Annotated in this window: 25 protein-coding genes; 15 read left to right on the top strand and 10 right to left on the bottom strand. The window is 70.7% G+C overall.

The window, feature by feature from the left end; translation table 11 throughout:
• Positions 1-7 precede the first annotated feature (7 nt).
• Positions 8-763, top strand: a complete 756-nt coding sequence (locus WFK95_RS19910) for a hypothetical protein (RefSeq protein ID WP_336671702.1) — start codon at positions 8-10, stop codon at positions 761-763.
• The gene (locus tag WFK95_RS24780; RefSeq protein WP_443081579.1) at positions 724-1,095 is read left to right on the top strand and encodes an HNH endonuclease; all 372 of its coding nucleotides are present in this window, start codon (positions 724-726) and stop codon (positions 1,093-1,095) included. The genes WFK95_RS19910 and WFK95_RS24780 overlap by 40 nt, the downstream gene beginning before the upstream one ends.
• 123 nt (positions 1,096-1,218) lie before the next feature.
• Here the strand turns inward: WFK95_RS24780 and WFK95_RS19905 are convergent, their stop codons facing one another.
• Positions 1,219-1,458, bottom strand: a complete 240-nt coding sequence (locus WFK95_RS19905) for a hypothetical protein (protein ID WP_336671701.1) — start codon at positions 1,456-1,458, stop codon at positions 1,219-1,221.
• Positions 1,459-1,688: 230 nt separating this feature from the next.
• On the opposite strand from WFK95_RS19905, the gene WFK95_RS19900 reads away from it, so the two are divergent.
• Positions 1,689-1,859, top strand: a complete 171-nt coding sequence (locus WFK95_RS19900) for a hypothetical protein (protein ID WP_336671700.1) — start codon at positions 1,689-1,691, stop codon at positions 1,857-1,859.
• Between the two features lie 24 nt (positions 1,860-1,883).
• On the opposite strand, the gene WFK95_RS19895 is transcribed toward WFK95_RS19900, so the two are convergent.
• The 3 genes from WFK95_RS19895 to WFK95_RS19885 form a co-directional block, all read right to left on the bottom strand.
• The gene (locus WFK95_RS19895; protein ID WP_336671699.1) at positions 1,884-2,540 is read right to left on the bottom strand and encodes a hypothetical protein; all 657 of its coding nucleotides are present in this window, start codon (positions 2,538-2,540) and stop codon (positions 1,884-1,886) included.
• Positions 2,537-2,911, bottom strand: coding sequence for a hypothetical protein (locus WFK95_RS19890; RefSeq protein WP_336671698.1), 375 nt, complete (start codon positions 2,909-2,911; stop codon positions 2,537-2,539). The genes WFK95_RS19895 and WFK95_RS19890 overlap by 4 nt, the downstream gene beginning before the upstream one ends.
• A 69-nt stretch (positions 2,912-2,980) precedes the next feature.
• Positions 2,981-3,196: a hypothetical protein gene (locus WFK95_RS19885; RefSeq protein WP_336671697.1), complete on the bottom strand. Its 216-nt coding sequence runs from the start codon at positions 3,194-3,196 to the stop codon at positions 2,981-2,983.
• Positions 3,197-3,304: 108 nt separating this feature from the next.
• Here WFK95_RS19885 and WFK95_RS19880 point away from each other — a divergent pair, with 108 nt between their 5' ends.
• Complete coding sequence (locus WFK95_RS19880) at positions 3,305-3,427, top strand: hypothetical protein (RefSeq protein WP_336671696.1); 123 nt, start codon at positions 3,305-3,307, stop codon at positions 3,425-3,427.
• 31 nt (positions 3,428-3,458) lie between these two features.
• Here WFK95_RS19880 and WFK95_RS19875 read toward each other — a convergent pair whose 3' ends face one another.
• Positions 3,459-3,641, bottom strand: a complete 183-nt coding sequence (locus WFK95_RS19875; protein ID WP_336671695.1) for a hypothetical protein — start codon at positions 3,639-3,641, stop codon at positions 3,459-3,461.
• A gap of 366 nt (positions 3,642-4,007) precedes the next feature.
• The gene (locus WFK95_RS19870) at positions 4,008-4,796 is read right to left on the bottom strand and encodes a sulfite exporter TauE/SafE family protein (protein ID WP_336671694.1); all 789 of its coding nucleotides are present in this window, start codon (positions 4,794-4,796) and stop codon (positions 4,008-4,010) included.
• Between the two features lie 81 nt (positions 4,797-4,877).
• Between WFK95_RS19870 and WFK95_RS19865 the strand changes: the two genes are divergently transcribed.
• Genes WFK95_RS19865 through WFK95_RS19855 form a run of 3 tightly spaced genes read left to right on the top strand, consistent with a single transcriptional unit; the run spans position 4,878 to position 8,118 of the window.
• Positions 4,878-5,639: a helix-turn-helix domain-containing protein gene (locus tag WFK95_RS19865; protein ID WP_224645514.1), complete on the top strand. Its 762-nt coding sequence runs from the start codon at positions 4,878-4,880 to the stop codon at positions 5,637-5,639.
• A 10-nt stretch (positions 5,640-5,649) separates the two neighbouring features.
• Positions 5,650-6,450, top strand: coding sequence for a crotonase/enoyl-CoA hydratase family protein (locus tag WFK95_RS19860; RefSeq protein ID WP_336671693.1), 801 nt, complete (start codon positions 5,650-5,652; stop codon positions 6,448-6,450).
• A gap of 51 nt (positions 6,451-6,501) precedes the next feature.
• The gene (locus WFK95_RS19855; protein WP_336671692.1) at positions 6,502-8,118 is read left to right on the top strand and encodes an FAD-binding protein; all 1,617 of its coding nucleotides are present in this window, start codon (positions 6,502-6,504) and stop codon (positions 8,116-8,118) included.
• Here WFK95_RS19855 and WFK95_RS19850 read toward each other — a convergent pair.
• A complete protein-coding gene (locus WFK95_RS19850) occupies positions 8,115-8,675 on the bottom strand; it encodes a helix-turn-helix domain-containing protein (RefSeq protein WP_336671691.1) in 561 nt (186 codons plus the stop codon). The genes WFK95_RS19855 and WFK95_RS19850 overlap by 4 nt on opposite strands.
• A gap of 138 nt (positions 8,676-8,813) precedes the next feature.
• Between WFK95_RS19850 and speB the strand changes: the two genes are divergently transcribed.
• The 4 genes from speB to WFK95_RS19830 are packed head-to-tail and all read left to right on the top strand — an operon-like array spanning position 8,814 to position 13,739.
• Entirely contained in the window at positions 8,814-9,794 is a 981-nt protein-coding gene (gene speB, locus WFK95_RS19845; protein WP_336671690.1) for an agmatinase, read from the top strand.
• Positions 9,791-11,227 (top strand): amino acid permease, encoded by a 1,437-nt coding sequence (locus WFK95_RS19840; RefSeq protein WP_336671689.1) that lies wholly within the window; start codon positions 9,791-9,793, stop codon positions 11,225-11,227. The genes speB and WFK95_RS19840 overlap by 4 nt, the downstream gene beginning before the upstream one ends.
• Positions 11,224-12,015 carry a carbon-nitrogen hydrolase family protein gene (locus WFK95_RS19835; protein WP_336671688.1) on the top strand — a complete coding sequence of 264 codons (792 nt, stop codon included), beginning with the start codon at positions 11,224-11,226 and terminating at the stop codon, positions 12,013-12,015. The genes WFK95_RS19840 and WFK95_RS19835 overlap by 4 nt, the downstream gene beginning before the upstream one ends.
• Positions 12,016-12,038: 23 nt before the next feature.
• Complete coding sequence (locus tag WFK95_RS19830; protein ID WP_336671687.1) at positions 12,039-13,739, top strand: flavin monoamine oxidase family protein; 1,701 nt, start codon at positions 12,039-12,041, stop codon at positions 13,737-13,739.
• Positions 13,740-13,758: 19 nt separating this feature from the next.
• On the opposite strand, the gene WFK95_RS19825 is transcribed toward WFK95_RS19830, so the two are convergent.
• Together WFK95_RS19825 and WFK95_RS19820 are read right to left on the bottom strand one after the other, a co-directional pair.
• The gene (locus WFK95_RS19825; protein ID WP_336671686.1) at positions 13,759-15,255 is read right to left on the bottom strand and encodes a cytochrome P450; all 1,497 of its coding nucleotides are present in this window, start codon (positions 15,253-15,255) and stop codon (positions 13,759-13,761) included.
• A gap of 61 nt (positions 15,256-15,316) precedes the next feature.
• Positions 15,317-15,469 (bottom strand): hypothetical protein, encoded by a 153-nt coding sequence (locus WFK95_RS19820; protein WP_224645505.1) that lies wholly within the window; start codon positions 15,467-15,469, stop codon positions 15,317-15,319.
• Between the two features lie 174 nt (positions 15,470-15,643).
• Here WFK95_RS19820 and WFK95_RS19815 point away from each other — a divergent pair, with 174 nt between their 5' ends.
• Positions 15,644-16,837: a sensor histidine kinase gene (locus tag WFK95_RS19815; RefSeq protein ID WP_336671685.1), complete on the top strand. Its 1,194-nt coding sequence runs from the start codon at positions 15,644-15,646 to the stop codon at positions 16,835-16,837.
• Complete coding sequence (locus WFK95_RS19810; protein WP_336671684.1) at positions 16,834-17,502, top strand: response regulator transcription factor; 669 nt, start codon at positions 16,834-16,836, stop codon at positions 17,500-17,502. The genes WFK95_RS19815 and WFK95_RS19810 overlap by 4 nt, the downstream gene beginning before the upstream one ends.
• A gap of 84 nt (positions 17,503-17,586) precedes the next feature.
• On the opposite strand, the gene WFK95_RS19805 is transcribed toward WFK95_RS19810, so the two are convergent.
• Positions 17,587-18,378, bottom strand: a complete 792-nt coding sequence (locus WFK95_RS19805) for a crotonase/enoyl-CoA hydratase family protein (protein ID WP_224645502.1) — start codon at positions 18,376-18,378, stop codon at positions 17,587-17,589.
• Between the two features lie 100 nt (positions 18,379-18,478).
• On the opposite strand from WFK95_RS19805, the gene WFK95_RS19800 reads away from it, so the two are divergent.
• Together WFK95_RS19800 and WFK95_RS19795 are read left to right on the top strand one after the other, a co-directional pair.
• Positions 18,479-19,054 carry an HhH-GPD-type base excision DNA repair protein gene (locus WFK95_RS19800; RefSeq protein WP_336671683.1) on the top strand — a complete coding sequence of 192 codons (576 nt, stop codon included), beginning with the start codon at positions 18,479-18,481 and terminating at the stop codon, positions 19,052-19,054.
• The gene (locus tag WFK95_RS19795; protein ID WP_224645500.1) at positions 19,051-19,722 is read left to right on the top strand and encodes a hypothetical protein; all 672 of its coding nucleotides are present in this window, start codon (positions 19,051-19,053) and stop codon (positions 19,720-19,722) included. Before WFK95_RS19800 ends, WFK95_RS19795 begins: the two co-directional genes overlap by 4 nt.
• Positions 19,723-19,776: the final 54 nt, after the last annotated feature.

Genomic DNA, 19,776 nt, shown 5'->3' with positions numbered 1-19,776 from the left:
AGCAAACATGACCGCGCTCAACGAAGCCTGGCAGACGGGTCCCACACCGAACACCGCGTTTCCCCACCAGCCCGGATACACCCGACCCGACCGCGCAGACGACCTCAACCCCGCCGACCACGTCGAGCAGGTCCGAGCACGCATCGGCACCGACCCCGACCCCATCGTCCGCGCCTACCAGACCGTCCAGGGCACCGCCGCCGCAGCAGAGAAGTACCTCACGAGCATCGATGTCGACCGATACTCCCAGAAGGGACTCAGCGAGAAGGTCGCCCAATTCACGCAGACCTCCGCGTACGCTGCCCTCGACCACGCCTTCGCCGAGGTCGAAGCCACCCAGGCCCGAGCAGATGCCAACGTGGCGAAGGTGCTCGCCGACCTCTCCCCGGACGGAGACACCGCCGCTGAGCTCCGCGCATCCCGGTACTGGGACCGCACGCGGCGTCTCCTCGACGGCCTCCCCGACACCGGGAAGGCCTCGACCGCTGCTCGGGATCTCGTCGCGAAGGCCAACCGCACCGAACTCGGCACCCTCCTCCAGGAGCTGGGTCCGTACCTCCAGTCGCGGCATGTGTCGCCCGACTGGATCGACCCGATGGTCGCCGAGGTCGTGCCCGAGTACAAGAAGGCCCGCGACGCGGCGAAGCGAGCCACACAGGCGGTAGCAGTCACCCGCCACAACGTGGATGCAGTCAAGCGTCACATCAGCAGCGGCTCGACCCAATGGCGGCAGCCCAAGTTCGTCGACCCGGCGGTCCTCTAATGCCACGGGCACCCAAGCACTGCGGCCATCCGGACTGCACCACACCAGTCCGAGGCACCAGCTACTGCCCAAGCCACAGGAACAAGTGGACCAGCACAGGACGCACCGCAAGCTCACAACTCCACGACAGCACCGAGTGGCGACAAGCCCGCCGCACCTACATGGCCGGCGCCACACGCTGCGAAGCCCAACTCACACACAGATGCACAGGCCAACCCGAACAGTGCGACATGATCCGCCCAGCCTCCCAAGGCGGACAGATCACCCCGCACAACCTCCAAGCCATCTGCCGCCCCTGCCACGCCGTCAAGACCCGCCGCGAGCGAGCCTGACCACCACCCCCCTCCACCCCCTCCCCCAGGGCCGCGAGACACCGATGGGTGCTGCGGAATCCCAGCTGTACGGGTTCGGGACGCTCAGATGGTGGTCATAGTTTGGGGACTCAGGGGTGGGCGCTAGATCGAATCACCAAGCTGTTGGACTCGAATCCCGAGTTCCCTGAGCTTGCTGACGTGGGCGGCGGCGCTTTCGGCGAGCACGCGGTAAGCGTGCGCTCGTTCGTCGTCTCCGTCGGCTCCCAGCTGCGCCGATGTTCGATAAAGGTCCATGCTCTGCTCATCGAGTTCCTTGCCAATCTGCGCAGTCTTGCTGGCGAGTTCTTCCAGGTCAACTCGGATACTGCTCAGAATCCCCACGATGTGTCCTTTCCAGCCTGGTGTGCGGAACCGTTTGGCGGTCTCGTGCGTCTAACTCTATGTGGACACTAACGACATGTCAGACGATCAGTTGGCGGATGCGTTCGAGCGAGTGCGGCCTGGTGCGAACGACCGGATGCGGCTCGCTCTGTGGCTCGGCCGGAAAGTGACACCTGAGGAGTGGCCCGACTCGGCGGAAGAATGAGCACGGCCCGGCGTACCGTCGCTGCATGAGCGAGCGTCGTGTGTCGGATCAGCCGCGGGATACGGCGGCGGACATCCTTGCCCGCGCTGACGAGCTGGCGGCGCATTTCGAGTCGGAGGACTTCGACGGCGAACGCCTGAGCCCTGAGGAATACAAGCGGTTGCAGGCCAGAATCAAGCCGCCGCGCGATGTATAATCGCGGCTCATGGATGAGCTGGCGCTAGTTGCGTGCCCACGTGGTGAACGGCAGAAAGCTCAGGTCCAGAACGTGCTGTTCGGTGTGCGTTCCGAACTCGTCGCTCCTGTAGGTCAGGTTCACGGTATGCCTGTCGGGCAAATCGGAATCGGCTCGATGCAGGCCAGAGTCCCAGAAGGTTCGGAACTCACCGCCTGGGGGTAGAAACCACAGCTCCGTCGGTAGTTCGAGTGGCCCGGCCGGGCGCCCGGCCGCGTCCTCGCTGTGCCACGCCGGCGGGTCCAGGTCGAACTTCACGTCGCGGGCGGGGCTCTGCCCGAAATTCCGGACGACGAAATAGATGTGCTGCCTGTTGTTGGGATCCTGTTCGACGAGGACCGCGACGTACGGGCGCACCTGCTGTTCTCGTGTCCGCCGCGCCTCGTCCAGCTGCGCCCGACTCGTGTGAACCTGCAGCTCGGTGGCATCGGCAGCCCGTTCACCAGCGTCTGCTGATCGGTTGGCGGCGGTAGCACTTTCTTGTGCGGCTGCAGCGCTCGTCGTAGCTGCGGTCGCGCTTTCAGTCGCGGCGCCTGCGCTGACCTCAGCCGCATTGGTCCCGCGAATCGAAACGACTAGGGCAAGGGCCGACAGCAGCAGAGCGATCACAGCGGCGGTCGCGGCCACACCATCGGCAGTCACGAGCTACGCCTTCGGACAAGTTCCTCGGTGATCTGCCGTGCATGGGCTTCACCCTTGGCCGCCTTCTCAGTTGCAATTGTGAGGGCTCTGTCTACTGCCCGATCGATCCATATCGCGTCCTCGATGTTGAGGGCTCGTTCCGCGCTAAGAACGATCTCGATGACGCCGTCGTGAGGTTCAGAGACGCTGAACTCTCGCACCCACGCCTGATTCAGATCATCACGTTCCGAGGTGAGGGCGTTCGTCAAGTGATCGGCCCAGACCTCTGCTCCGAGTGGCAGTTGCCCGACGGTGTAGACGAGTGCGAATCCACCATCTCTGGTGGGCGTGATTACGGGATCCTGGTCGACCTGAATTGTGGGCTTGTTCATCGCACTGACGGTACTCAAGGCGGCCTCGGCACGAGGGCGAAACCGTGGGCACCCAGGGTGGGAACTCGGTCAGCGGCAGATCGCGAGTTCGACTGCAGCGGGCTCAACACCGACGACGGCGCAGATGAAGTCGCGTGCCTCCTGCTCGATGTCGGCGTACCGGCGGGCTTGAGTGACCGTGCCGACGTTGATCGCGCCGCCGGCAGTTCGGTAACCCTCAAGCTCAGGGACGTCGATCATCCACCAACGATCATCGCGATGGACGTTCACTCTGTACGTGGTCATCGTGTTCTCCGGCTACTCGTACAAGCACCTCGAAGCTTTCTTGCAGGACGCTCGGAGGGCGACCTCTAGTGCCGCCGCTCGCCTTCGCACCCGGCCTACCATCGTGGGATGCCCGAGGACCACGCCCCAGCCTCCCAAGATCCGTTCATCGCCGTGATGCTGTTCCTCGGCGCGGTGATGGTCGGCGCCGGCAACGTCGTCTTCTGGCTGATCCTCACCCTTCACCTGTAGCGACCGGCGCACCTACCAGCGGGGATGGCGATTAGAATGCTGCGCCGGAGGCCTTCTCGTAGTTTGCCTCCGTCCACCCGCCGTGGGGGAACACGGTGACGAGGTTCTCTTCCCTCACCGAGATCGCTCCTCCGTCGATTCGAACCTCTCCGGATTGCACCTCATGAAGGCGGCCGTCCTTGAGGTGCACTCGGATGTTCCTGTGAGTCGCCATGGCAGTCACGATAGGCCAGTCCGCAGCCAGCCGTCCGCAGATCATTCACAGCCCACCTCGTGCTCCAACGTCCACGCCGGCTGCTGTACCCAAACCCGTACCCAAACCACCGCATTTTTCAGCGAGTCCGGGACCGTCCGCAAAGGTGCATGGTCGTGCAGATCGACCGACATCGCCTGTTGTGCAGTCGGTTACGAACTCTGGCGAACTTGAGTGGATCCGCTAGCGAAGGCTTCCAAACTAGCTACGCGGGTTCGATTCCCGTCGCCCGCTCCAGCACGAAAGCCCCGGCCCCGGCCGGGGCTTTCATCGTCCTCCCGGACGCGAAGCGCCCCCGGCTTCGCCGTCGGCCGGCCCGGCTGACCGTCACCGGAACAGCGTCGCCGCCATGGCAGCGGTGACCGCCACCAGCAGCCCGACGTACCAGCGGGCGTGCGCGCGGTCGGACAAGCGCGGGCCGCGGCGGCGCAGCAGCACGATCACGGGCAGCGAGCCGACGAGCAGCGCGACGGCGGCGCGGACGTCCACGGCGCCCACGAAGCCGGTCCCGGCGCCCGCGGGCCGTCCGCCCGAGAGCAGGAGGAAGACGGCCGTCGCGGGCAGTGCCACCGCCAGGGTCAGCGGGTTCGCCAGGGCCGTCGCGACCGCCATCCGGTGGCCGTTGCGGCGCATCAGGGGCACCGTCACCACGCTGCCTCCAACGCCGAGGAAGGCCGCCACCGCGCCGATCGGGAGGCCGGCGCCGGGCCGGATCGGTCGCGCACCGTCGTCCCCCGCCTGCAGGAATCCGGGCCGGACGGTGACCGAGACGATCGTCAGCAGGAGGTACGCGACGAAGCCGACGGCGATGACGTCGCCGGGCACGTGCCGCGCCCCGACGGCACCGACCGCGCCGCCCAGGGCCAGCAGGAGCAGCAGGCGTGCGCTCCCCCGCAGCTCCGCGAGCACGGCGCGCGACGTGGAGGCCGTCGCGACCGCGGCGGCGACCACCATCAGCACGGACGAGGTGGCGACGGCGACGCGGGGCGCGTCGCCGCCGAGGGCGGCGTCGGCCCAGACGAGGACCGGCACCGCGACGAAGCCGCCGCCGAAGCCGAAGAGGGCCGTCGTGACGCCCGACGCGGCGCCCACCAGAATCAGGATCAGTGCACTCACTGCTCCGAGTCCACCGCACGGTGCCCCTTCCGGCAATCGAAGTTGGGCGCGATACCTTCGAATCTCGGTAGCATGGTCGCCATGCGGAACATCCCCGTCGCGACGCTGGAGGACGTCCCGCGCGACGTGCTCGCCGTCGGCACGGACTACCCCGACGGCTACGCGCAGGCCCGGCACCACCACCGGCGCGCGCAGTTCCTGTACGCCGCCGCGGGCGTCATGGAGGTCGACACCGACGACGGGGCGTGGACCGTGCCGACCGACCGCGGCGTGCTCATCCCGCCCGGTGTGCCGCACGGCGTCCGCTACTGCGGCGTGAGCACGCGCAGCCTGTACATCGAGCCGGCCGCGGCGCCGTGGTGGCCCGCGCGGTGCACGGTGGTCGACGTGACGCCCCTCCTCCGCGAACTCCTGCTCGCCGCCGTCGACCTCGAGGCCGAGTACGACGAGGCCGGCCGCGACGGGGCGATCGCGTCGCTCCTGCTGCACGAGATCGCCGCGCTCGCACCGCTCCCGCTGCACGTTCCGCTCCCCGCGGACCCGGAGCTGCGCGCCCTGTGCCGGGACTACCTCGCCGCGCCGGACGTCGCGGTCGACAACGCCGCGTGGGCGGACCGCTGCGGGCTGAGCGAGCGCGCCTTCACCGCCCGGTTCCGCGCCGCGACGGGTACGAGCCCCGCGGTGTGGCGGCGACGGGCCCGGCTGCTCGCCGCGCTGCCGTTCCTGCGCACCGCGACCGTGACGGAGACCGCAGGGAGGCTGGGCTACGCGACGCCCGCGGCGTTCACCGCGGCCTTCACCGCCGAGTTCGGGACGCCCCCGTCGCGGTTCCGAACCACATAGGGTCTCCCCCATGACCGAACCACTCCTGATCGAGCGCGACGGCCCCGTCGTCACCTGGACCCTGAACGATCCCGCTGCCCGCAACCCCGTCTCCGACGAGGCCATGATCGAGGCGATCGAGCGCGCCGTGGATGCGGTGAACCGCGACGACGAGGTGCGGGTCGCGATCCTCACCGGCGCCGGTTCGGCGTTCAGCTCCGGCGGCAACGTCAAGCACATGCGCGACAAGGAGGGCATGTTCGGCGGCACCGCGGCGCAGCAGCGGCAGGGCTATCGGCACGGCATCCAGCGCATCCCCCGCGCGCTGTACCACTGCGAGGTCCCGACGGTGGCGGCCGTGAACGGCCCGGCGATCGGCGCGGGCTGCGACCTCGCGATGATGTGCGACCTGCGGGTGGCGTCCACGAAGGCGGTCTTCGCCGAGAGCTTCGTCAAGGTGGGGCTCATTCCGGGCGACGGCGGCGCCTGGCTGCTGCCGCGCATCGTCGGCATGGCGCGGGCCACGGAGATGGCGCTCACCGGCGACGCCGTCGATGCGGCGACCGCGCTGGACTGGGGCATGGTCTCGAGCGTCGTCGAGCCCGACGAGCTGCTCGGTGCCGCTCGGGCGCTCGCGGACCGGGTGGCCGCGAATCCGCCGCAGGCGCTGCGCATGACGAAGCGGCTGCTCCGCGAGGGCCAGCACCAGAGCCTCGACGCGCTGCTCGAGCTCTCGGCGGCCATGCAGACGATCGCGCACTCCACCGCGGATCACCACGAGGCCGTCGCCGCGATGCTCGACAAGCGGCCGCCCCGGTTCACCGGGAACTGACCTTCGCGGGAACCGATCCCGCACATTTCTAGAACACGTTATAGTCCGCGCATGGCGCAGGACTGGGACACGACGGCGGACGTGGTGGTGGTCGGATTCGGCGGCGCGGGCGCGGCGGCGGCGCTGGCGGCCCGCGAGGCCGGGGCCGACGTGTTGGCCCTGGATCGTTATCTCGGCGGCGGCGCGACGAACCTCTCGGGCGGCATCGTCTACGCCGGCGGCGGCACCCGGATCCAGCGGGCGGCGGGCGTCGACGACGACGTCGAGAACATGCTCGCCTACCTGCGCCTCGAGGTCGGCGACGCGGTGTCCGAAGAGACCCTGCGGCGGTTCTGCGAGCAGTCCCCCGCGATGATCGACTGGCTGATGGACCACGGGGTACCCTTCGACCCGTCGCTGTGCCCGTTCAAGACGTCCTACCCCACCGACGACTACTACCTGTACTTCTCCGGCAGCGAGAACTCCGGCGGCTTCCGCGAGGCGGCCGCGCCGCGGCAGCGCGGGCACCGCGCGCACGGCCCCGGCGTCTCGGGCAAGAAGCTCTACGGGCCGCTCGCCGCCTCGGCCGCGGCGCACGGCGTCCGCGTGTGCACCGGCACCCGCGTCACCGGCTTGATCGTCGAGGACGGGCGGGTGGTCGGCGTCGAGGCCCGGACGATCGAGAACGCGCCCGCCGCGGTCCGGCGACGGTTCGCCGTCCTCACCCGGATCTCGGCGAAACCCGGCGTCTACCACCAGGGCCTGCGCGCGACGATGCAGCGGCTGCTGGACCGGATCGAGCGCCGACACGGCCGGCCGATCCGCATCCGCGCCCGCTCCGGCGTCGTCCTGAGCACCGGCGGGTTCATCGCCAACGGCGCGATGGTGGGCGAGCACGCGCCGGGCTACCCCTGGTCGCAGGGCCTGCCGCTGGGCACCGCCGGCGACGACGGCAGCGGCATCCGGCTCGGCGTCTCGGCGGGCGGTGCGACCGACCGCATGGACTCCCTCTCGAACTGGCGGTTCATCGCGCCGCCGAGCGGCTATCTCGGCGCGCTCGCCGTCGACGCGGACGGGCACCGGATGGTCGACGAGTCCCGGTACGGCGCCGCCCTGGGCGCCGCCATCGCGGACGCGCCGGGGCACCGCGCCTGGCTGCTCGTCGACGCCGATCTCGCGGCCCGGGTACGCGCGCAGATCGGCGAGCAGACCGTGTGGTTCCAGCGACTCCAACTCGAGCGTCTCCTCCGCATCGGCAGCGTCTCCGCGCCTACCGTCGAGGAGGCCGCGCGGCGCGCCGGAGTCGACCCCGCCGGGCTGCGGCGCACCGTCGACGCGCACAACGAGGCGATCGCGCAGGGCCTGCCCGACCCGTTCGGCAAACCCGACGACCTCCGCCTGCCCGCCACCAAGGCCCCGTTCACCCTGCTCGACATCTCCTTCACCGACCGGATGACCTACCCCATGCCGATGCTCACGCTGGGCGGGCTGGCCGTCGACGAGGACTCCGGAGCGGTCCGCACCAATGCCGGGACCGCGATCCCCGGCCTGTTCGCAGCGGGCCGCACCGCCGTGGGGATCTGCTCGAACTCCTACGTCAGCGGCCTCTCGCTGGCCGACTGCATCTTCTCGGGCCGCCGCGCGGGCGCCGCCGCCGTCGCGTCCTCCGACGCGCTCGACGAGGCCTAGCGCCGCTCCCCGGCGGGCAGCGCCGGGGCCATCACCCAGAGGACGCGGGCACCGTCGGCGCCCGCGACGAAGGTGTGCGGCCGCCCCGGGTCGAAGGTCATGGCGTCCCCGGCGGCCAGGTCCACGCCCGGCTCCGGCGGGAACGCGAGTCGCAGCTCGCCGCGCTGCACCAGGACGAAGGACACCTCGGCGGGCAGCGCATAGGCCTCGTCCCCGCTGCCGCCCCCGGGCTCGATCTCGCTGAGCAGCACCTGGACCCGCTGCTCCCCCGACGGCGTGAGCAGGAACTCCGCGAGTCCGTCGCCGCCGAAGCGCACCTGCGGGTAGGCGTCCGCGCGGACGATCGACCCGGCCGCGCCACCGTCGAAGAGCGATCCGACGGGGACCTCCAGCGCCTCGCACCACCGGACCAGGACCGCCATCGACGGCGCCGCCAGGCCGCGCTCCACCTTGGACAGGTAGCCCTTGGTGACGCCGATGCGCTCCGCGACGTCCGCGAGCGTCAGGCGGCGGGCCCGGCGGGCCGCCTTGAGCGCGGCACCCACCTGATCCGGCACGGCGAGAACGTCATCCGCCCGCACAGCAGTGGCATCCAACAGATGTTTCCTTTCAGGAAACTCGAGTTGACAAGTCGGTCGATGTCCCACACTATGTGATCCGGCCCACAAAAGCAGCCCCTGCGAGAGGATCCATCCGTGCCTGAAGAAACCCAGCGCCCTTCTCAGCCCCGCGGACCGGTGGATGCGAGCCTCGTCCCCCGCTACTGCGGGCCGGAGACCTTCGCCCGCCTGCCCCGCCTCGACGAGGTCGACGGTGCCGCCATCGCCGTCCTCGGGATCCCCTTCGACTCGGGCGTGAGCTACCGCCCGGGCGCACGGTTCGGCCCCGGGCACATCCGGGCGTCGTCGAAGCTGCTGCGCCCGTACAACCCCGCGCTCGACGTCTCGCCCTTCGCGGTGCACCAGGTGGCCGACGCCGGCGATCTCGCGGTGAACCCGTTCGACATCGTCGAGGCGCTGGGGACCGTCGAGGCCGAGATCACGCGCCTGCGCGGAGCCGGCTCCAAGGTGCTCACCCTCGGCGGCGATCACACCCTCGCGCTGCCGATCCTGCGCGCCGTCGCCGCCGACCGCGGCCCCGTCGCCGTGCTGCACTTCGACGCGCACCTCGACACCTGGGACACCTACTTCGGCGCCCCGTACACGCACGGCACCCCGTTCCGGCGGGCCAGCGAGGAAGGTCTGATCGACCTCGAGCGCTCGATGCACATCGGCATCCGCGGACCCCTCTACGGCGAGCAGGACCTCACCGCCGACGGCGTCCTCGGCTTCCAGGTGGTGCGCTCCGACGACTACGAGAACGACGGCCTGGCCAGCGTGATCGAGCGCATGCGCCGGCGCCTCGCCGGGCCCGACGGTGCCGGCGGCCCCGTCTACGTCTCCGTCGACATCGACGTGCTCGATCCCGCGCACGCGCCCGGCACCGGCACCCCCGAGGCCGGCGGGATGACGAGCCGCGAGCTGCTGAACACGATCCGCGCCCTCGTCGGCACGGACGTGGTGGGCGCGGACGTCGTCGAGGTCGCCCCGCCGTACGACCACGCCGAGCTGACGGGCGTCGCGGCGGCCCACGTGGCCTACGAGCTGCTGTCGGTGCTCGCGGTGAACGCCCGATGAGCACCATCACCGAGAGTCTCTTCGCCCGCAAGTCCGTCGACCGAATCCTCGCCGACAGTGCCGCCGCGCACGACGGGCCCCAGCTCAAGCGCTCGATGGGACTCGGACACCTCACCGCCCTGTCGATCGGCGCCTCGCTCGGCACCGGCATCTTCGTGATCCTCGGTGAGGCTACGCCCAAGGCGGGGCCCGCGGTCATCGTCGCCTTCATCCTGGCCGCGGTCACCGCCCTGTTCTCCGCGCTGTCCTACGCCGAGATGGCGGGCACCATCCCCGTGTCGGGCAGCTCGTACTCGTACGCCTACGCCACCATCGGCGAGTTCTTCGCCTGGATCTGCGGCTGGTGTCTGCTCCTCGAGTACGGCGTCTCCGTGGCGGCCGTCGCCGTCGGCTGGGGCCAGTACATCAACGAACTCCTCCGCACCCTCTTCGACGTCGAACTCCCCACCGCGATCGCCGCACCCCCGGGCGACGGCGGCATCGTGAACATCCCGAGCATGGTGATCGTGGCCCTGGCGTGCCTCGTCCTCGTCGGCGGCGCGACCGAGAGCGCGCGCCTCAACACGGCGATGGTCGTGCTCAAGGTGTGCGTCCTGGTCTTCTTCTGCGCCATCGCCTTCACCGCCTTCGACTCGGGCAACCTCAGCCCGTTCATGCCCTTCGGCACCAACGGGATGACGGCCGCCGCGGCGATGGTCTTCTTCTCCTACATCGGATTCGACGCGGCCTCGACCGCGGGCAATGAGGCGAAGAACCCCACCCGCGATCTGCCGCGCGCGATCATCCTGTCGCTCGGCATCATCACCGTGCTCTACTGCCTGGTCGCACTCGCGGCGGTCGGCGCGATGCCCTGGCAGGACTTCGGCGGCACCGAGGCCTCCCTCGCGAAGATCCTCACGGACGTGACCGGCCAGACGTGGCCCTCCGTGATCCTCTCCATCGGCGCGGTGATCGCGATCGCCAGCGTGGTGCTCGCTGTCATGTACGGCCAGACCCGCATCCTCTACACGATGGGCAGCGACGGCCTGGTCCCCCGCGTCTTCGCCAAGGTCAACCCCCGCACCTTCGTGCCGGTCCGCAACATCGTGATCGTCAGCGTGGTCATCGCCGTGCTCGCGGGTCTCGTCCCCCTCGGCGAGCTCGCGAACGCCACGTCGATCGGCTCGCTGTTCGCGTTCGCGCTGGTCAACGTCGGCGTGATCCTGCTGCGGATCAACCGCCCCGACCTGCCCCGCGCCTTCAAGACGCCCCTGTTCCCGCTGATCCCCGTGCTGGGCATCGGCTTCTGCGGATACCTCATGCTCCAGCTCGAGGCCCGCACGTGGATCGCCTTCGCCGTCTGGTCCGCGGTGGGCCTCGTCGTCTACTTCGCCTACGGCTACCAGCACTCGCGGCTGCGGCAGGACGTCGACCTCGCGAAGGACGCGCGATGACGGTCACCGTCGGAATGTTCCAAGGGCCGGAGGGCCTCGGGCCGGAACCGGACGTCGCGCGGAACCTGGCGGCGATCGACGCGGCCGCGACCCGGGCCGCCGCCGCGGGAGCGCAGATCCTGGTCACGCCCGAGATGTCCGTGTCCGGCTACGACATCGGCACGGCCGCACGGGACCTCGCCCGACCGCGCGGCGGCGAGTACCACGCGGCGCTCGCGGGCATCGCCGGCCGGCACGACATCGCCGTCGTCGCGGGCTACCCGGAGCTCGACGACGGCACCGTCTTCAACGCCGTCACCGTCGTCGGGCCCGACGGCGCCGAGCTTGCGCACTACCGCAAGACGCACCTGTTCGGCGACCTCGACCGCACGATGTTCGCGCCGGGCGGCGAGCTGCCCGTCCTGTTCGACCTCGGCGGCCTACGATGCGGACTCCTCATCTGCTACGACGTGGAGTTCCCCGAAGCCGTACGCGCCCAGGCGGACGCGGGCACCGACCTGCTCCTGATCCCCACGGGTCTGATGGAGCCGTTCGGCCGCATCGCCGAACAAGTCGTCCCGGTGCGCGCCTTCGAGAGCCAGCTGTACATCGCCTACACCAACCACTGCGGCCGGGAGACCTCGCTCGAGTACTGCGGGCTGAGCACCGCGGCGGGACCCGACGGTGAGGTCGTTGCCCGGGCCGGGCGCGACGAGGAACTGCTCGTCTTCACCGCCGACCCGGAGGCCCTGCGCGAGGCGCGGATCGCCAACACCTACCTGCGCGACCGGCGCACCGACCTGTACTGAGCCCCGCCACCCCAGGAGCCCACATGACCCAGCCCGCCATGCCCGCCCACGGTCCGTCCGCCTCGGACGCTCCCCTGACGATGTTCGGGCCCGACTTCCCCTTCGCCTACGACGACTGGGTCGCCCACCCCGACGGCCTGGGCTCCGTGCCCGAGGCCGTGCGCGGCACCGAGGTCGCCGTCATCGGCGCCGGCCTCGCCGGCCTCACCGCCGCCTACGAGCTGGCCCGCCTCGGCCTGAAACCCGTGGTGTACGAGGCCGACCGGATCGGCGGCCGGATGCGCAGCGAGCGCTTCGAGGGCTACGCCGACGACCTGGTCGCGGAGATGGGTGCGATGCGCTTCCCGCCGTCGTCGACCACGCTGCAGCACTACCTCGACCGCGCCGGCCTGGAGACCGAGGCCTTCCCCAATCCCCTCGCCGAGGCGACGCCCAGCACCGTCATCGACCTCAAGGGCCGCAGCCATTACGCCCGCACCACCGCCGACCTCCCGCCCGAGTTCGCCGAGGTCGCCCGCGCGTGGGACGCGACGCTGGCCGACTACGCCGACGCCGCCGAGCTGCAGGACGCGATCCGTGCGCGCGACGTCACGCGGATCCGCGCCGTGTGGTCGCGCCTGGTGGAGGAGCTCGACGACCAGACCTTCTACGGCTTCCTCACCGCGTCGAAGCACTTCCGCTCGTTCGCACATCGGGAACTGTTCGGACAGGTCGGATTCGGCACGGGCGGCTGGGACACCGACTACCCCAACTCGATGCTGGAGATACTCCGCGTCACCTGCACCGCCGCCGACGACCACCACCGCGGCATCGTCGGGGGTGCGGACCGGCTGCCGAAGCACCTGTGGGAGAGCCCGTTCGACGGTGCGCGGTCCGTCCGGGACCTCAACGGCGGTGCGCACCGTCCGGCGGTCACCGCGATCAGGCGCACCGCCGGCCCCGGCGGGGCACCGGCGTACACCCTGACGGACGCGGCGGGCGAGACCCGCACCTTCCCCGCGGCGGTCTTCACCGGCCAGGCCTGGATGCTGCTCAACACGATCGACTGCGACGACGACCTGCTGCCGATCGATCACTGGACCGCGGTGGAGCGCACCCACTACATGGGCAGCTCCAAGGTCTTCGCACTGGTGGATCGGCCCTTCTGGCGCGACGTCGACCCGGCCACGGGGCGCGACACGATGTCCATGACGCTCACCGACCGGATGAGCCGCGGCACCTACTTGCTCGACCACGGGCCCGACCGGCCCGGCGTGATCTGCCTGTCGTACACCTGGTCCGACGACTCGCTCAAAGTGCTGCCGCTGGACGTCAACGCGCGGCTCGACCTGATGCTCAAGTCGCTCGGCGAGATCTACCCCGGCGTCGATATCCGCAGCCACATCATCGCCACCCCGAAGACGGTCTCGTGGGAGACGGAGCGGTACTTCATGGGCGCCTTCAAGGCGAACCTGCCCGGCCACTACCGCTACCAGGAGCGGCTGTACACGCATTTCATGCAGGAGTCCCTCGACCCGCGGCACCGCGGCTTCTTCCTGGCGGGCGACGACATCTCGTGGACCGCCGGGTGGGCCGAGGGCGCGCTGCAGACCGCGCTCAACGCGGTCTGGGGCGTCGTGCACCACCTCGGCGGGGGTACCGCGGCGACCAATCCCGGACCGGGCGACGTCTTCGCGGACATCGCCCCGGTCCGGCTCGGCGACGAGCGGGGCACGCGCGCCTGAGCCAGGTAGCGCCTGTCGGTCAGTCGCGGCGCAGCGCGGTCACCATGCCCCCGTCGGCGGGGATCATCGTGACGTTGCGGTGCCGCGGCTGCTCGGCCGGCGCATCGGTCATCGCGAGGTCCACGCGCAGCAGGATCTGCGTGACCACCGACCGCAGCTCCGCCATCGCCAGCCTCGCGCCGAGGCAGCGCCGGGTGCCGCCGCCGAAGGGCATCAGCTTCTGCGGCGAGGGCTTCACCCCGAGGAAGCGGTCGGGATCGAAGGCGTAGGGCCGCGGGTACAGGTCCTCGCGGTGGTGCAGCAGCAGGATCGAGATCAGCGCGATCACACCGCTTTCCACAGCGTAGGGCCCGAACTGCCAGTCCGACAGCAGCTCCCGCGCAACGACCGGGACCACGGGACGGTTGCGCATCGACTCGTTGATGAGCGCCTCGATGTACGCCTCGTCGCCCTCCCGGGCCGCCTCCACGGACCGGCGGTACACGTCGGGGTTGCGGGTGAGCCGCTCGAAGGTCCACGCCACCGAGTTCGACGTCGTCTCGTGCCCCGCGAGGACCAGGGTGAGCAGCTCGTCGCGGATCTCGCTGTCGGCCAGGGGCGCACCGTCGTCGCCGCGGGCCGCCATGAGCACCGTGAGGATGTCGGACCGGCCGGCCCCGTCGGGGCCGTCGGCGCCCTCGCGCCGCCGCTCGGCGATCACGGCGTAGATGGCGCGGTCGAGCGGACGCAGGATCATCTTCAGCACGCCCCGCGGCTCGGGGCTGCGCGCGTTCACCAACTGCACGGCGGTCGCGAGCGGGTGCGTCGAGAGCTGCAGCAGCCGGATCATCGACGTGCGGACCGCGCTCTCGGCGGCGGTGGCGCCCGCCTCGTCCTCGATCCCGAACACCGCCGACATGATGACGTCGAGGGTGATCTGCTGGCCGATGTCCGCCAGGGCCACCGGCTCCCCCGTCCGCCATTCGTCGATGCGGTGCGCGGTGGCCGCGTCGATCCGCCGCTGGTACTCGGTGACCGCGCGGCCGTGGAATTGCGGCAGCAGCAGGCCGCGCTGCTGCTTGTGGCGCGGCCCCACCGCGGTGAGCACCGAATCCGGCCCCACGATGGGCCGCAGCGGCGAGAAGCGGGTGGCCGACGGCGCGTCGTCGGGCCGCGACATCAGCGAGGCGACGTGGGCCGGGTTCGACACGATCACGACCTGTCCGGGGCCGCCCGCGAACTCGGAACGGAAGACGTCGCCGTACCGCTCCGCGGCGCGGAACGTCACGTCGCCTTCGCGGAGGGTGTAACTCAGGGACGCCCGCAGCGGCCCCATCGGGAGCGACGGGGCCGCACGCAGCGCCGCGGCCCCCGCGGCGTCGACGGGCCCCGCCTCGACGGCGTTCCGGCCGTCGAGGCCCGGGCGGGCGGGATCGCGCAGATGCCAGGCGGGCTCGGGGATGGACAGGGTGCGCGCGACGGTGCCGCCGAGCCCGCTGCCGATGCCGGTCCGGAAGGCTCGTGTGATCGTGGTCATGTCGTCCTCCTACGTCGATTGTGCACGCCGATCGCGGCGCGCGGGCGGGCCGTCGCGATCGTCAGGGAACGACGGTGCCTCCGGGGCCGGTCCGGCGGTCCCGGGCCGCCATCGCGCGGTGGATGTCCCGCGCTCCGAAGTCGAGACCGTCGCGGTCGTGGGTGAGCCACAGGACCGCGAGGACGAACGCTGCCAGGGCGAGAACGGTGATCATGGCCTTCTCCTTCTCCGGTGCCCGGTCGGTGTTCCGGGTCGCCTTCGACGCTACGAGCGCGATCGCCGCAGGTCAGCGTGCTCAGGACGGAAGTCCGGTTCCGCCCTGAGGTGGGCGCGCGGATCCGCCCCAGGGTGGGCGACCGGGCGCGCTCGCGCGGCTACGATGCACACCATGCGCTGGCTGCGGTGGTTGGAGGCGCGATACCGGCGGGACTTCGAGTTGCTCGGCTACGAGTACCCGCCGTACTACATGACGATCACCGAAGTGGCCATGCTCGCGCTGGTCATCGAGGCCGCAGTGCCCCGGATCATGGAGGGCCCCGAAGGCCGGCAGTGGATCTGGCTGGCGGCCGCCGTCTTCCTCTCCCTGTGTCACACGGCGGGCAGCCTGCTCCGCAAGGGCGGCGTCTCGCTCACCGCGCACTCCATCGTGATCCTCACCAGCGCCTCGCTGTTCTGGTGCGTGCCCGCGGCGTTCGACGTGGTACCGCTCATCGTCATCCTCGGGATCACCCAGGTCGCGGCCGTGACCCCGTTACGGGTGACGGTGGTGCATGTGATCGCCTACCTGGCCGTGGTGATCACCGCGGGCCTGCTCGGCGCGATCCACCAGGCGTGGCTCATCGCGCTCACGGTGTGCTTCGGGGCGGCGGTCGGCCAACTGCTGCAGAACCAACTCCTGCTGCTCCGCGCCGAGCGGCGCGCGCAGGCCTCCCGGACCGCGCTCGACCGCGCCGCCATCGCCGGCGAGGTGCACGACGTGGTCGCGCACTCCCTGGCGGTGGTGCTGCTCAACGTCACCGCCGCGCGCCGGGCGCTCGAGTCCGGCGACGACCGGGCCGAGGCCGTCGACGCGCTCCGCGACGCGGAGACCCAGGGGCGGACCGCGATGAAGGACATCCGCACCACCATCGAACTCCTACGGTCGGACAGCGCCGACGCCGCCCAGCCCGGACTCCCCGAGGTCCCCGAGCTCGTCGCCTCGTTCGCGCGCGCGGGCCTGGCCGTCGAGCTGGAGCAGCACGCCCCGTCGACGGCGCTCTCCGGCACCGCCGGCCTCGCCGCCTTCCGGCTGGTGCAGGAGTCGCTCGCGAACGCCGTGAAACACGCGCCGGGCGCACGGGTCTCCGTGCTCGTCGGGCCACGCCCCATGGGCCGCGTCGGGATCCGGGTCTCGTGCCCCGTCCCCGACGGTGCCCGGCGCGCCCCCGGCGGCACGGGACTGACGGGGATGCGCGCCCGGGTGGAGAGCGCGGGCGGAACCCTGACCGCGGGGCCCACCGACGGCCTGTGGCTCGTGGACGCCGTCTTCCCCGCCGAGACCGGCGCCGGGGCAATCGGTTCGATCGAAGGAGCATCACCGTGACCGACCGACCGATCCGCCTCGTCCTGGTGGACGACCAGGACCTGGTGCGACTGGGGCTGCGCCGCATCCTCCGCCGCCGCGACGGCTTCGAGGTGGTCGGCGAGTGCGCCGACGGCGACGAGGTTGCAGCCGTCGTCGCGGCGGAGGACCCCGACGTCGTGCTGATGGACCTGCGCATGAAACGGGTCAGCGGGATGGAGGCCACGCGGCGCCTCACCGCGTCCGCGGGCGCGCCGCCGGTGCTGGTGCTCACCACCTTCCGCGACGACGACCTGCTCTCCGAGGCGCTGCGGGCCGGCGCGTCCGGCTTCGTCCTCAAGGACTCGCCCGCGGAGGATCTCATCCGCGCGGTGCGCCTCGTCGCCGCCGGGGAGGCGGTCCTCGACCCCGCGGTCACCGGCCGCGTGCTCGAGACCTACCGCACGGCCGCACCGACGGTGGCGGCACCGTCGGGCGAGGCGACGCGACTGACCTCCCGCGAAGCGGACGTGCTCGCGCTCGTCGGCCGCGGGCTCTCCAACGACGACATCGCCACCGAGCTGGTGATCTCGATCGTCACCGTGAAGAGCCACATCGGCTCGATCTTCACCAAGCTGGACGTGCGCAACCGCGCGGAAGCGATCGTGTTCGCGTTCGATCACGGCATCGTCCGGCCGGGCGGCTGACGCCTGACGCGATTGAACGCTGTTTCGGAGAGGAAAGACGCAGGTCGGACTCTCCAAAACAGCGTTCAATCGGGTGGGGAGTGCTTACTGCCGCTCGATGAAGGAGGGCTTCTCCTTGTTGGCGGCCGCGGTGCGGGCGATCACGTGGTTCTTGCCGCGGATCAGGCCCAGCTGCAGGGCCTGCTCGACGGGGAAGGACAGGCGCGAGCCGCTGTACCAGGTGTTCTCGAACAGCGCCTTGGACGCGGCCACCGCGTCGGGCGAGCGCTCCTTGAGCTTCTCCACCAGCTCCAGCGCGTCCTTCATCGGGTCGGCGGAGACGCCGGTGACGAGGCCCCAGTCCAGCGCCTGCTTCGCCGAGAACATCTCGCCGGTCATCGTGAGGCGCTTGGCGACGTCGATGGTGGTGAGCTGGGCGATGGACGCCGAGATCGACATGTCGGGGATGAGGCCCCACTTGGCCTCGAGGATGGAGAAGTCCGCCTCGCTCGAGGCGTAGCGGAAGTCCGCGCCGAGCGCGATCTGCAGGCCGCCGCCGTAGCAGTGGCCGTGCACGACCGCGATGACCGGCGCGGGCACGCTGCGCCACGCCCAGCCCGCGGCCTGGAAGTTGTTGGCCGCCGAGATGCGCTTCGGCACGAAGTTCATGAGCAGGCGGCGCTGCTCCTTGCCCGCGGAGGCGAAGTCGAGGCCGGAGCTGAACGAGCTGCCCTCGCCGGAGAGGATCACGGCACGCAGCGAGCGATCGTTCTTCGCGCGATCGGCGGCCTTCGCGAGGTCGTCGATCATGTCCAGGGTGAGGCCGTTGTGCTTCTCGGGCCGATTGATCCGCACGTGGGCGACCTCGTCGCGCACCTCGTAGTCGATGTTCGACATCCGCTTCTCCTCGTTTCGCCTCGCCTTGGCCGTCATCTGCAACCCTAGCCGCCGCGTCGGTCCCCGTATGGGAAGGCACGGCTGAAGTAAAGTGGCGCTCATGGCGGTCACGTTGCACATCACGGGGGAACCCGAGTCGGACGCGGTGCTCTCGGAGCATCCGTTCGCGCTGCTCGCAGGCATGCTTCTCGACCAGCAGTTCCCGATGGAACGCGCGTTCGCGGGTCCGTGGAAGGTGCTCGACAGGTTCGGCAGTATCGACCCGCGCGACATCGCGGTCGCGGACTCGGTCCGGTTCGAGGAACTGTGCACCACGCCGCCCGCGATCCACCGGTACGGCCGTGCCATGGCGGCGCGCCTGCAGACCCTCGCGCAGATCGTCGTCGACGAGTACGACGGGCAGGCCGAGCGGATCTGGACGGAGGCCGCGTCCGGCGCCGACCTGGTGAAGCGGATCGAGGCCCTCCCCGGCTTCGGCGCGCAGAAGGCGAAGATCTTCGCGGCGCTCGTCGGCAAGCAGCTCGGCGTGAAGCCGCGCGGCTGGGCGACGGCGGTCGGCGACTACGGCAAGGCCGGATACCGGTCGGTCGCGGACGTCGTCGACGGCGAGTCCCTGCAGAAAGTGCGGGCCCACAAGAAGGAGATGAAGGCGGCGGCGAAGAAGGCGGGCGCATGACCGGGCCCGGTCCGTACGGCGGCCAGAACCCGAATCAGCCGGGGCAGGCCTACTCGCAGGCGATCCCGCTCCCGAACCCTCCCCGCGGCCCCGCGGCGCCGGGCCCGGTGCCCGGCGGCCCTCCCCCGACCCCGCCGCAGAAGCCCAACTCGAGCCGCAACGTGATCCTGGCGCTCGTCGCCGTCGCGTCGGTCGTCGCCCTGGTCGCCGCGATCGTGGTGGCCGCGCTGCTCAGCGACTCCAACGGCGCCGAGCCGGGCAAGGACACCGCGTCGGCCACGACCGGCGCCGGCGCCGTCTTCCGCATCAACGACTGCCTCTACGACGTGCCCGAGGCGCCGAAGGTCGGCAACTGCGACGACGGCGGCTCGCCGTACAAGGTCACCCAGGTGATGCCGGCTGGCGAGAAGTGCCGCGCCGAGCAGACCTCGATCGCGCGGGGCCTCTGGTACTGCCTCACCCCCAATCTCAACGTGAACTACTGCTACACGGCCCCCGTGCCGGGCACCTGGATCAAGGCGGCCGGGCAGTGCGGCGCGCCGGGCACGATCACCGTGGTCTCCGTGGTGGGCGGCCTCAAGGACTCCGGGCGCTGCTCGGGCGAGTGGGACCGCAGCTACTTCTTCGACGATCCGGTCTACACGATCTGCGCGAAGTCCTACACGTAGTCGCGGCGTCCGCCGTCGCCCCGGGTGGGATCGGGCGGCTGCGGCACTGAACTA

The organism is Tsukamurella sp. USMM236 (assembly GCF_037148755.1).
Classification (GTDB): Bacteria; Actinomycetota; Actinomycetes; order Mycobacteriales; family Mycobacteriaceae; genus Tsukamurella.
The sequence above is the reverse complement of the archived record's forward strand: the minus strand, read 5'-3'. Positions and strand labels throughout refer to the sequence as shown.